Origin of the sequence: Bradyrhizobium sp. SRL28, assembly GCF_018596315.1 — a bacterium.
Classification (GTDB): Bacteria; Pseudomonadota; Alphaproteobacteria; order Rhizobiales; family Xanthobacteraceae; genus Bradyrhizobium.
Genome location: NZ_JAHEAG010000089.1, coordinates 1 through 11567 on the forward strand (window position 1 = coordinate 1; position 11567 = coordinate 11567).

Annotated in this window: 14 protein-coding genes and 3 pseudogenes; 7 read left to right on the top strand and 10 right to left on the bottom strand. The window is 60.4% G+C overall.

Going from position 1 to position 11567, the window contains the following annotated elements; translation table 11 throughout:
* Positions 1-11 precede the first annotated feature (11 nt).
* The 3 genes from KIP88_RS44110 to KIP88_RS44120 all read left to right on the top strand — a co-directional run bounded on the left by KIP88_RS44110 (position 12) and on the right by KIP88_RS44120 (position 2950).
* Positions 12-2204 carry a heavy metal translocating P-type ATPase gene (locus tag KIP88_RS44110; protein ID WP_108521771.1) on the top strand — a complete coding sequence of 731 codons (2193 nt, stop codon included), beginning with the start codon at positions 12-14 and terminating at the stop codon, positions 2202-2204.
* Complete coding sequence (ccoS, locus tag KIP88_RS44115; RefSeq protein ID WP_108521769.1) at positions 2204-2392, top strand: cbb3-type cytochrome oxidase assembly protein CcoS; 189 nt, start codon at positions 2204-2206, stop codon at positions 2390-2392. Before KIP88_RS44110 ends, ccoS begins: the two co-directional genes overlap by 1 nt.
* 150 nt (positions 2393-2542) lie before the next feature.
* Positions 2543-2950 carry a DUF6455 family protein gene (locus KIP88_RS44120; RefSeq protein ID WP_214494299.1) on the top strand — a complete coding sequence of 136 codons (408 nt, stop codon included), beginning with the start codon at positions 2543-2545 and terminating at the stop codon, positions 2948-2950.
* 131 nt (positions 2951-3081) lie between these two features.
* Here the strand turns inward: KIP88_RS44120 and KIP88_RS44125 are convergent, their stop codons facing one another.
* Complete coding sequence (locus tag KIP88_RS44125) at positions 3082-3489, bottom strand: hypothetical protein (RefSeq protein WP_214494300.1); 408 nt, start codon at positions 3487-3489, stop codon at positions 3082-3084.
* A 205-nt stretch (positions 3490-3694) separates the two neighbouring features.
* A complete protein-coding gene (locus tag KIP88_RS44130; protein WP_214494301.1) occupies positions 3695-4840 on the bottom strand; it encodes an IS630 family transposase in 1146 nt (381 codons plus the stop codon).
* A gap of 104 nt (positions 4841-4944) precedes the next feature.
* Here KIP88_RS44130 and KIP88_RS44135 point away from each other — a divergent pair.
* The 4 genes and pseudogenes from KIP88_RS44135 to KIP88_RS44145 form a co-directional block, all read left to right on the top strand.
* A pseudogene (locus tag KIP88_RS44135) lies at positions 4945-6096 on the top strand (TonB-dependent receptor); the annotation flags it as partial.
* Positions 6097-6108: 12 nt separating this feature from the next.
* Complete coding sequence (locus KIP88_RS48400) at positions 6109-6498, top strand: hypothetical protein (protein WP_308163814.1); 390 nt, start codon at positions 6109-6111, stop codon at positions 6496-6498.
* A 111-nt stretch (positions 6499-6609) separates the two neighbouring features.
* A complete protein-coding gene (locus KIP88_RS48405; RefSeq protein ID WP_308163815.1) occupies positions 6610-7521 on the top strand; it encodes a hypothetical protein in 912 nt (303 codons plus the stop codon).
* Between the two features lie 511 nt (positions 7522-8032).
* The gene (locus KIP88_RS44145) at positions 8033-8248 is read left to right on the top strand and encodes a hypothetical protein (protein ID WP_214494303.1); all 216 of its coding nucleotides are present in this window, start codon (positions 8033-8035) and stop codon (positions 8246-8248) included.
* An 85-nt stretch (positions 8249-8333) separates the two neighbouring features.
* Here the strand turns inward: KIP88_RS44145 and KIP88_RS44150 are convergent.
* The 8 genes and pseudogenes from KIP88_RS44150 to KIP88_RS44175 all read right to left on the bottom strand — a co-directional run.
* Positions 8334-8583, bottom strand: a pseudogene (locus KIP88_RS44150) (MFS transporter); the annotation flags it as partial.
* Between the two features lie 161 nt (positions 8584-8744).
* Entirely contained in the window at positions 8745-9014 is a 270-nt protein-coding gene (locus KIP88_RS47545) for an RES family NAD+ phosphorylase (protein ID WP_249791518.1), read from the bottom strand.
* Positions 9011-9196 carry an RES family NAD+ phosphorylase gene (locus KIP88_RS47550; RefSeq protein ID WP_249791521.1) on the bottom strand — a complete coding sequence of 62 codons (186 nt, stop codon included), beginning with the start codon at positions 9194-9196 and terminating at the stop codon, positions 9011-9013. The genes KIP88_RS47545 and KIP88_RS47550 overlap by 4 nt, the downstream gene beginning before the upstream one ends.
* A complete protein-coding gene (locus KIP88_RS47555) occupies positions 9196-9369 on the bottom strand; it encodes an MbcA/ParS/Xre antitoxin family protein (RefSeq protein ID WP_308163816.1) in 174 nt (57 codons plus the stop codon). The genes KIP88_RS47550 and KIP88_RS47555 overlap by 1 nt, the downstream gene beginning before the upstream one ends.
* A 301-nt stretch (positions 9370-9670) precedes the next feature.
* On the bottom strand, positions 9671-10579 hold the full coding sequence (locus tag KIP88_RS44165) for a hypothetical protein (RefSeq protein ID WP_249791520.1): 909 nt from the start codon (positions 10577-10579) through the stop codon (positions 9671-9673).
* A 60-nt stretch (positions 10580-10639) separates the two neighbouring features.
* Positions 10640-10795 (bottom strand): annotated as a pseudogene (locus KIP88_RS48880) (DUF4236 domain-containing protein); the annotation flags it as partial.
* Positions 10796-11061: 266 nt separating this feature from the next.
* Positions 11062-11151: a hypothetical protein gene (locus tag KIP88_RS48885; RefSeq protein ID WP_374226603.1), complete on the bottom strand. Its 90-nt coding sequence runs from the start codon at positions 11149-11151 to the stop codon at positions 11062-11064.
* Between the two features lie 162 nt (positions 11152-11313).
* On the bottom strand, positions 11314-11457 hold the full coding sequence (locus tag KIP88_RS44175) for a hypothetical protein (protein WP_214494305.1): 144 nt from the start codon (positions 11455-11457) through the stop codon (positions 11314-11316).
* Between the last annotated feature and the right edge of the window lie 110 nt (positions 11458-11567).

Genomic DNA, 11567 nt, shown 5'->3' on the forward strand with positions numbered 1-11567 from the left:
GGGAACGCGTCATGCAGGCGACACGGGACTTTTCGCATTATGTTAAGCATCTCGGCTCCGGAGTGGCGCATATTGACCTCGCTGTCGAAGGCATCAGCTGCGCCGGCTGCATCTCGAAGATCGAGCGTGGCCTTTCAGCCATCCCGGACGTGACGCTGGCGCGCGTCAACCTGACCGACCGCCGTGTCGCGCTGGAGTGGAAGGAGGGCGCGCTCGATCCGGCGCGCTTCATCGATTGCCTGGTCGAGCTCGGCTACAAGGCCTATCCGTTCGAGGCTGTCACCGCTGAAGCGGCAGAGGCCGAGAACTCCCGCTTCCTGCTGCGCTGCCTGGGCGTTGCGGCGTTCGCGACCATGAACGTCATGATGCTGTCGATCCCGGTGTGGTCCGGTAATGTCAGCGACATGCTACCAGAGCAGCGCGATTTCTTCCATTGGATATCGGCGCTGATCGCGCTGCCGGCCGCGGCCTATGCCGGCCAGCCCTTCTTCCGCTCCGCCTTCAACGCGCTGCGCAGCGGCAACGTCAACATGGATGTGCCGATCAGCATCGGCGTCATCCTGGCGCTCGCGACCTCGATCGTCGAGACCATCGGCCATGCCGAGCACGCCTATTTCGACGCGGCGATCATGCTGCTCACCTTCCTCCTGATCGGGCGCTATCTCGAACAGAACATGCAGCGGCGAACCCGCGCGGTGGCCGGCAATCTCGCCGCTCTGAAGGCCGAGACGGCGACCAAGTTCGTCGGTCCAGACGAGATCTCCGTGGTGCCGGCCGCAGCGGTCAAGGCCGGCGACATCGTTCTGCTGCGGCCCGGCGAGCGTTCGGCGATCGATGGCACGGTCATCGACGGCAGGTCGGAGATCGACCAGAGCCTGATCACGGGGGAGACGTCGCATGCGGCGGTCAAGCCGGGCAGTGCGGTCTACGCCGGCTCGCTCAACATCTCCGGCTCCTTGCGCATGCGCGTTTCCGCCGCCTCCGAAGGCACGCTGCTTGCGGACATCCAGCGGCTGCTTGATCACGCCGTGCAGGGCCGCTCGCGCTATGTGCAACTTGCCGACCGTGCCTCGCGCCTCTACGCACCGGTGGTGCACGCGACGGCCTTCCTGACCATGATCGGCTGGTTGATCGCCGGCGCCAGCGTCCATGACGCCATTATCACCGCGATCGCCGTTCTGATCATCACCTGTCCCTGTGCGCTGGGGCTTGCGATCCCGACGGTGCAGACAGTGGCGTCGGGCGCGATGTTCCGCGCTGGCGTGCTGCTCAATTCGGGTGATGCCATCGAGCGCGTCGCCGAGATCGACCGTATCATCTTCGACAAGACGGGAACGCTGACGTTACCTGAGCTCGATGTGGTGAACTCGGCGGCCGTGCCCGCCGATGTGTTCGAGCTCGCGGGCCGGCTTGCGCTGGCGAGCCATCACCCCGTCGCCTCGGCGCTGGCGCGCGCGGCCGGCGCGAAATCGCCGCTGCCCGGGATCACGGAACAGCCGGGGCAGGGCGTTCGCGGCGTTCTTAAAGGTGAAGAGGTGAGGCTTGGAAGTCCAACTTTCTGCAAGGCCGATGATCTCGCGAACGAAGTCCTGAGCCGCGATCCCGAGGTTTCCGTCGTTGCCTTCGCGCGTGGTGAAAAACGTTATGTGTTCGCGGTCTGCCAGAGCCTGCGGCCGGACGCGCGCGCGGTCATCGCGGCGCTGCAGAAGCGTGGCGTGGCGGTAGAAATTGTTTCCGGTGACCGCGAGCCGGCGGTGCGCGCCGCGGCTGAGATGCTTCAAATCCCCGAATGGCGCGCCGGCGTCACGCCCGCCGACAAGATCGCCCGGATCGGGGAACTGAAGCGGCAGGGTTTTAAAGTTATGATGGTCGGCGATGGGCTCAACGATGCGCCGTCGCTGGCGGCGGCGCATGTCTCGATGTCGCCGATCTCGGCGGCGCATTTGAGCCAGGCGACGGCCGATCTCGTCTTCCTCGGCAACCGCCTCGCGCCGGTGATTGCCGCGGTAGACCATTCGCGGAAAGCGTTGCGCCTGATGCGGCAGAACCTCTATCTCGCGGTCGGCTACAATTGCCTCGCCGTGCCGATCGCCATTCTGGGCTTCGTGACGCCTCTGATCGCGGCCGCCGCGATGTCGGGCTCCTCGATCCTGGTGATGCTGAATGCGCTGCGTGCGCGACCTCTCCCGCAAGAGAATCTGTGATGGAGGTGATCGTGTTCCTGGTGCCGCTGGCGCTCTTGCTCGGCCTGTTCGGGCTGCTCGGATTTCTGTGGTCCCTCAAGAACGGCCAATATGACGATCTCGAGGGAGCCGCCTGGCGCGCGATTTCTGACGACGACGAAACGCAGGCTCCACGCCGCGTCGAGCTGAGGTCGGAATCGCGACCGTAATGCCTCGTCGTTGCGCGTCCCGGGATGCTTCCAATTTTGATCTGACGCAATACGGTCGGCTATTCGCCCCGCATACTTGACGTGCTCAAACCGTACCGGGAGGGTACTATGGCATCGGCTATAAGAAAGGAATCGATCGGAGGTAGGCTCATGGGCAGGTTTTCGGAGTGGCTCGGCCGGCTCCGTGATACCGCCGACCTCCGCGCCCTTGGAGCCGCCGAGCTCGATTGCATCGCGCGCGACCTTCGCGTCTCACCGACCGAGCTCGAAACCCTCACTTACCGTGGGCGGCGCGGCGCTGATGAGCTGTCGGGACTACTCAAGGCGCTCGGCATCGACGAGACGGCCATTGCGCGCAAGGAGCCGGGCGTGCTGCGCGACATGACGCTGGTGTGTGCACTGTGCGCCGAAAAGACCCGATGCAACCGCGAGATAAAGGCGGAAACAACGGCGCAGCACCTTCATGAATACTGCGCCAACAGCTACACGATCGATGCGCTGCGGACGAAGCCAAAGCCAGACGCGATGGATCTCGTTCGTGGTCCGAGCTGCTGCTGACAAGCTACAAATGGTCTAAGGGCCTCTCGGTCTTTAAACCGCGCGACTGTGCACGCCTGTTGACCGCGAAAGGTGAGCATCAAACGCTGAGGCGACGCTACGCACCAGGAATTCCGATCCTTCGCTGACGGTTAGCCGACCTTAAGACATTGTCGCGACAGCCGGTCGATGCGGGCGCGATAGACGACTGCTATCCGTGGATCCCGACGATGGGTGCGGGATATCTGCTCCAGGTCAACGGTCAAATCGCACATGATCCGCTCGATGATATCAGCGCGGAAAAGATTATCCTCGGTGAAAGCATAACCCTTCACCGTGGCTAGCCGGCCCTCCGCGATGCGGTTCAGGTCGCGGATGGCCACCACGTTCTGAACAAAGCCGTGTGGCATCCGACCGATCGCGCTCGCCCCGAGGCCGATGAGTGTGTCAGCGCCGTCATCGGTGTAGCCCTGGAAATTGCGCCGCAATCGGCCATCGCGCTGCGCCGTCGCGAGCGCATCGTCTGGGAGCGCGAAGTGATTTAACCCCGATGCGCACATACCCCGCGTCCTGAAGGGCCTCTGCGATGGTCTCGGACTGAACGTGTCGCACGACACTGTCAGGTAAGCTCTCCTCCGCGATCTTGCGCTGATGCTTCTTGAATGAGGGGACGTGCGCGTAGCCGAACACCGAAAGCCGGTCGGGGCGCAATTCGACGCACTTGGCAATGCTGTCTAGGTCAGCGTTTTCTTGGTTTGAATCATATCAGGCGACCTCGGCGAGTTTGTAGGACCACCTGTGGATGACCGGATGGCGATTGACATCGTCGATACCAGCCACGATGCGCTCCTTGAGTTCGTGTTTTGAGGCCACCCGGATGTGGCGGAGGACTGAACGGGCGAACTTGGAGAAGAACCCCTCGATGAGATTGAGCCATGAGCCGTGCTTGGGAGTGAAGGCGAGCTCGAAGCGTCCCACCGGTCGAGTGGCGAGCCAGGCTCTGGTTTCTCGCGAGATGTGCGCGGAATGATTGTCGAGGATCAATTTGATCGCAGTGTTCGGCGGATAAGCGGCATCGATAAGCCTGAGGAGTTCGATGAACTCTCGACTGCGGTGACGATCTTTGACAAGGGCGTGGACCTTGCCGGTGAGCAGATCGATCCCAGCCAACAGGCTGAGCGTGCCATGGCGTTTGTATTCATGGTCGCGCGCAAAGCTGGCGTGGACGCCAGGCTTGGGCGGCAAATCGGGCGCCGTCGTTGCGATGGCCTGGATTCCCGGCTTCTCGTCGCAGGAAACGATCGTCACCGGCTTTCCCCGCCTCTTTCCCTTGGCAGAGGCTTTCTTCAGGACTTCGACTTCGCGGTAGACGCACAGGACCTCCGCCATCTTCTGTTCGAACTCGGCGTCGCGATTTTCAAGATAGTAACGCACCTTGTGCGGCTTGATTTCCTCTCGGCCGAGGATCTTGCACACCGTTCCCTGGACCAAATTGGCCAAACACGCATGCCCCGCCGCCGGCCCGTGTTCACGCGCATGGCGCGCCAAGAGCCGCGTCGTCCACAACTCATGTGGATAGCCGTGGTCCTTGGCCTTGTCGCACGCCAGCGACACCAACCAGGCTTTGGCTTCCGGCGTGATGGTTGGTTCCTTGCCCGGTCGCGGGCGGTCGTCGAGGGCTGCCAGCGGGCCATTGGCCAGCGCCCGCTCGACACAGCGCTGCACCGTCTGATGATGGACCCCAAGTCTCTGGCCCACCGCGCAGAACGAAGGGTTTTCCCGATACGCCAGCAGCATCTGCGCCCGCGACACCCGGCTCGCCAGTTCGATCCTCGACCGCGAAAGCGTCGTCAAGGTCGCTATCTCTTCATCACTCATTGCCAATTCGACCGCTCGCCGCCATCCTGCCATGATACAGCTCCTCGTTTCGCCGACCGCAAACGAGGAATCCGTCAACAACCCGTCCGTTCCACCAATCCACCTAATCCATGACGCAGGTTTCATGGAATCGGTCGTCTAGCCTAGTCGACCGAGAGCGCTTCTTCGTCGCGCACAACCAGAAGCTGGCCGGAAACATCACCGACTTGGTTTGGCACTCGAATATCGCGGGCATGGACAACCGCCTGGTGACGACTGTTGCGGCAAACGGCCTTGATTTCGTCCGCCCAGGCGCGGCCAATTTCCCGCACGATCTGGTCACAGTGGTTGACCCCACAAGAGGATACCACGGTCTCCTAAAGACGCAGCAGCAAACCGCACGAATCGACAACGAGTCACTATCAATCGAAGACCGCCTGAAGATCACGCAAACATTCGCGCTGGTCGGGGGCCTCCGCGTGGAGCATATCGGGCTCGATCGGAAGTCGACCGATGTCAGCGGCGTGGAGAAGGCCGGCTTTCCCTTCTCAAAGTCTTGGGCGCCCGTGACGGGCCGGATCGGCTATACCTGGGCCCCCATGCCCGGACTGACTTTTTTCAGTCAGTACGCCACCGCCGCGGACGTCTCCGCGAACAACATCTTCCTGCTCGGACCACTCCAACCGCTCGATCTCACCACGTCTCGCACCTACGGGACGGGGGTCAAGCATTTGTTCTGGGACAACAGGGCGGCGTGGTCCTTCTCGGCATTCGATATCCTGCGAATGAACGTCTATGCGGCAGCCGGCGGAATGCAGCTGAACCTCGCCGGGAGACAGGAGTCAAAGGGCGTGGAGTTGGCTGCCGGGGTCCGCCTGACGCCGGCGTGGAGGGTGTGGGGCAACATTGGCTATGTCGATGCGCGATATGCCGACGACGATTTTGCCGGTGGTTCGTTTTCCGGCAATGTCCCGCCGAACGTGCCTCGCGTCGCAGCCAACGCCGGGACATCCTATCGATTCTCCACATTCTGGCCGGTTGAGCTTGGCATGTCCGTTCGTCACGTGGGCGATCGGTACAATACCGATGCCAACACGGTTACGCTGAACGCCTACAGCGTTGCGGATGCCTACGCTTTCGTCGATATCCCGAAATCGGTCTTTAGCACCGTCGATCGTGCCCGAGTGACGTTTCGGATACGAAATTTGACAGATAAGCGTTATGTCATCTGGGGCGATCCGTTCTACCCCGATCAGGTTCTGCTTGGCGCCCCACGTACCTATGAGATTTCTGCTGCGTTCAAGTGGTGAGACGCCAACAGCATGATGGCCGGACTAATTCTGCTGCATAGATGGCTTGGGATCGCGTTCTCTCTCCTGTTTGCGATGTGGTTCGCAACAGGCATCGTGATGCATTTCGTTCCTTTTCCGTCTCTGACCGAAGCGGAACGCATCGCCGATCTTACACCACTCGATACTGCAGGCGTGACGATTGGTCCGCGGGAAGCCATCAGGGCTAGTGGGATCGAGGATGCGACGCGCGTCCGCTTGATCCAGCGGAGCGATGGTCCGGTATATGTCGTTTTGGGTCGATCGCGATTGAAATCGATCCGCGCCTCGGATGCCGCGGAAGGTGCGGTAACGTCCCCGGATTTCGCTCTCGCCCAGGCGAAGGCTCACGCGCGCAGGCGCGGCCTCGATATCTTGCATTAGTCATTTGTCGTGCTCGCAAGCTACGATCAGTGGAGCGTCCCCAACGGATTCGACCGTCATCGCCCGTTGTTTCGCGTAGCTCTCAGCGACGCCGCTGGCACCGAGATCTATGTGTCCTCGATCACCGGTGAAATCGTGCTGGACACGATGCGGAGTGAGCGGTGGTGGAATTTCGTGGAGAGCGTCGCACATTGGGTCTATCCCGTGATCCTTAGGAGAGACTGGTCGCTTTGGGACAATGTGGTTTGGACGTTGTCACTATTTGCCATGATCGCGGCGATACTGGGCGGCGTGGTTGGGATAACGTCGATCAAGCTTAGGCATAACGGCGCTGTTTCCTTGTATCGAGGCTGGCACGCTTGGCATCACGTGCTCGGTTTGATCTCGATGTTCTTCGTCCTGACGTGGATATTCAGCGGTTGGCTGTCGATGGACCATGGAAGGCTGTTTTCACGGGGGCAGTTGACCGACGCCGAGCTCAATGCTGCGGCATCCACACAAGCCTGGGACGCGCTGCCACCCTCGGACCAGTCAATATCGCCGTTCGCCCGGGAGGTCGAATGGTTCGCCTTCAATGGGAATTTCTATCGACGTGAGCGGATCGGTCTCGACAGGCAAACGTTGTTTCAAATCGGGGAAACGGAGCCAGGCGATCAATCGGGGTTCCTAAGCTCGCGTGAAATCCAAGCGTCGATCGAACGCCTAACACCGGGCGGCTGCAGCTTTCGAGCGGTCGTTGCGGGGGACGACAACTATGTGGCTTCATCCCGCATGCCGGGCGCTCCCGTCTACCGTGTGGCTTGCGGCGCCGTGTGGATAGATATCGACGGCGCGAGCGGCATCGTCCTGCAAAGGCTAGATTCGTCGCGGCGCGTCTATCGCTGGCTTTACAGGGCCCTCCACACGTTGGATTTCCCAATCCTCATGAGTCATCCGCGGATCCGCAGCACCCTGATCGTCGGCCTGTGCGCCTGCGGATTGTTGTTCTCGATAACCGGCATAGTTATTGGCTGGCGCCGCTAGCGCTATTCATGCGGTCTTGGGAAATAGCTCGCCGGGCAAAGCTCGCATCAGGAAGTCGATGCCGAGCTTGCCGGTTTGGTCGAGCAGCCAAGCCCAACAATCCGGGAGGCAGGCCGGGGCTGCCGTCCAAAGAGTGGATCGCATCTAGCCGCCATCCTCCAGCGCGGATAAAGCTCGCTTCAGATCCCTGAGCTGCCAATGCGCTTCGCTCAATGTGCGGCCTCCGTGCCCTGTCTCGATGACAACTTGCACTGACTTCCTTGTGTTCTGTGAAGGTTTCGCGACCTACGTCTGGTTCTCGCGCGCATTCGACGTCTAGCGATCATGTTGCAGCGGCGCACCAACAGTCCGGACCTGCTTTGGTTTTGGCCGCCGCGTGTAGAACTCAACGGCCAGCAGCAGACCGCCGTCAGTACCACGACGGACGAACGGGGCCATCCATTTGACTAAGATCAATGGCGCTGCAGGTATTTCAGGGTACAAGGGGTGATCTGGTCATTGGAGCCACGGGATGTCAGCAACCGAAATCGCAGCACGTCATTTCTCTGCCGCCCTTGCGGAAGCGGCAGGCGCGGGCCACGCGACTGACAGCGTTTGCCGAGCGCTGCTCGGTCTCCTGGTCACGAAATATCTCGAGAGCCGGCCCGTCGCCGACGTTCAGTCGGAGCTGCACTTTGTCGCCGACAATTGCGATCCGGCCACGGATTTCATGTTCATGCGGCCGTAGTGAGTATCGCCTATAATGCGTCGCGCTGACCACATCATTGCCACCCGTTGGCTCGCAATGACGATGGGGTTGGCGGAGACGCCCACTAACAACCCGCCGGCTCGCCCACCATTTCCGGCTGCCGCGCCAGCGAGACCGCGGGCGACAGCAGGATGACCAGCGCCTGCGCGGCGAAGATCGCGGCCGCCAGATAGAGGCAAGTCTCCGCGCCATAGAACCCGCCGACGATGGCGCCCAGCGGCGAGCCGAGCGGGCGGGCGCCGTAGCTCATGATGTTGATGGCGTAGACGCGGCCGAGCAGGGAGGGCGGCGTCGCCGAATTGCCGCAGCGTCGTGTCCCGGAGCCGACTTGAGCTTTTCAAGGGTTCTATTCGTGGATGGAGCAGAACTACTCAAATTACCTGGCGTTTAGAACCACTACATCCGTCAGATTCGATGTCGAAATGTGGTTTGATCAGGAGTTCAAGCTAACCTGGCGTCGGTAGCGCTATCCGGCTCAGAACAGACGCGGGTCAACAACGAATGGCTCGACAGAGTTAACAGAGATGCGTGCCGCGTCGTTGTGCGTGTGGTTGATCAAGATGTTGACGTCGGGAGACCGATCTAGAGGGACGATGGCAGAGGGAACGCGGAGCAGGGGTGTCGCGAGCGAATTGATCGCCCTGTTGCTGGGTCCAAACTTCCTGTCGTTGCCAATCGGCAGGCAGGTCGTTAAGTCCAGCGTCTCGACACCAAAGTCATCTGGCGCATCGTAGCGCACCATCATAAGTGGGGCATGAGGGCAGGATCCTCGATATAGACCAGCTTTTCCAACACGCACAGGGCAGGGGACGTGCTGCAATAGGTGACAGGCCACCCGACCCCATTCCAGCGTCCATCAAAAAGCAGGCCATAGCCACCATCGAACGCTTTACCATGCTGTACACCTGACAAACGCCAAAGGAGCATCAGGCGGCGGCGCCCCACGCGATCTTGCCCAGTATGGTCTCGATGACGCGTGCGCCAGCTTCGGTTTGCGCAACAGCCAATGGCGTCTCTCCATGAAGTTCTGCTAGCGAACGCCGGAGCCATATATTCGCCTTGTCGACGTCGTCGAAGGTGTGCTCGGCAAGTGTTTGCACGCGCAGCAATCGCACTGCCCGATCGGATTCTTCCACGGTGAGCGGTTGCTTTTTCTCTGCGGCGATGCCGGCGCGTGCGTTGCGGAATGACGAACAACTCGATTTCCTGATCGCTAAGCCCGGCCTTTGCCAACCCATGCAGCGCGGTCAGGGGAAGCCGCTTTCGCACCGCCAGGGCGAGGTCCGCCTGAGAGCGTAGAGCGTATGACCCCTCCGGATTAGACCCTTAAAGATCAAAGCCTTCGGCGGTATGCGCCAAGAAAGCAAGGGACCGCCCGAATGAAGCGGGCCCCAATAGGCCTTAGACCACTCGTCCCTGAAGGGATGCTGACATCGCAGTGACCGATGACACAAATACCTCGGCTACATCTACGCGCGAGCACTGAATGCGCTCGTTCAATCCACCGGCTGAGCGGAGATCGATCTCGCCATAGAGACAAATGGGCAACTGCCTGTTGTTGTTAAACCGCCGGTCTGGACCTCCACTGCGGTTCACGTAACGCCACGTCTGGCCCACGACAGTTGCGTCCATGGGCGGCGCTTCCTCCTCAATAAAGCGGGTATGTCGGAAGGTGACCTCAACATCGCCGTAGCAAAATCCAGCGACGGCATTACCAGCGGTGACCAGAATGACGTCAGGCGTCAAATATATCGTTTCTTTTCCCACTGGGAGCTTGAGAAAATCCATGTTGGTGGCGACCAGCGGCGGATTACCCGTGGCTAGGTGGACTTGCTTTCGTTCAATTACCTTCGAGGCGCCCGCATTTCGCTTCCAGTCGGCTTCCTGTTTCTCTAACGGAATATTCCAAATGCGACGGCAACACGCCATCTCAGTAAACGCGCGGGTCAACGCCTCAAACCGCTTGGATTGATCCGCCGATAGCTCATAGTCGAGCAACACAATGCTCGACTGGCGTCCGTGAAGGAGGAGCGATCCAAGAATGAGTACCGCTCCTGCCGCCATGGTGAATGCGGCTATGGGTGAAATGGTCGCTCCCGAACGGATGATCACGATGGCAGCGACGACAAATAGGATCGAGAGAATGGCGATTAGCGCCTTGTACGTTCGCCATCGTGATCTGCAAGCTACCAACGTATGCGCAATGTCAATCGTCGAATTTGCAACCAATTGATCGATAGGTGCACTGTCGATGACGGTGGTACTGTGATCATCCAAGGGCGTTGGCTGTCGCGTTGCTGCATTGCTCATATCTGGTGGCGGAGGCGGCGATCCGCCAGCAGAGTAAGGCTGATACGTCGTCCACGAAATTCCTGATCCGGGCACACCGACTGTTGTTCTCGTACCGTGCTGTCCAATGGTGTAATGGAACCCAGGTGGGCCGAGCGAGACGCTCGCCCCGCTGCCGCTCAAATTCAGTCGGACGCCGGGAATGATCTTGAAACTGCGACGAAATCTAAAGCCCATCGGTCGATATAAACCGTAAGATCAAGTTAAGGTAGCAATACACTTCTTTATCGCGAATAAAATGAATAACCTCAAGAGCAGACCGCAAGGCCGCTCCTAATCAGATAGTCGGTGCTCAGGGCGTCGTCAGGGAATGAAAGGCGACGGGACCGCCCTTACTGCGATTCGCTTCGACGCAGTTGCGGCTTCTGCATTGCCTTCTGGGCTAAGTGAGGGTGACGAACGTCCTTGCCCCGCCCTCGGCGCGGATCGAATTCGTCAACGGCCTACTGCCAAGCGACAATCTCGTCCTCGAACCAGACCCGACGGGTCGGTGAGATGTAAGTCGATCTCGGAAAGCGGCTGGACTTCTCCATCCGGTAAAGGGTCTACGGCCGACCGTGACGATCTCCAAAGCCTGCTTCTCGCTCAGCATGCGCCGAGGCCGAGGCCCGTTATCCGACGCGACGTCTTTCTCGGCCGTCGCTTGCACCGTTGCGACCATCGCGAACTCCTTACTACGAGCGAATAACATCCTTTCAAGTTGCCTTCTCTTGTTCATCGATCGATGCGAGCAGCGTGCTCTTGCGACCGCAGATGACGTCGCCCAGCCGAAACAGCGAGAGATCCGAACGCGCAGCCAAATGATAGACGCGGCGCGGCTTGCCCGTGGAGCCAAACATAAAGCGCGCGATTCGGCTCCAGAAGTGGTCCCGGTTGTCTGAACAGAGTTTCCGCGTCGATAGGTGGGGCCTCTGCCGGGGTTAGGCTGCCATGCGGAGTGGCAGCGGGC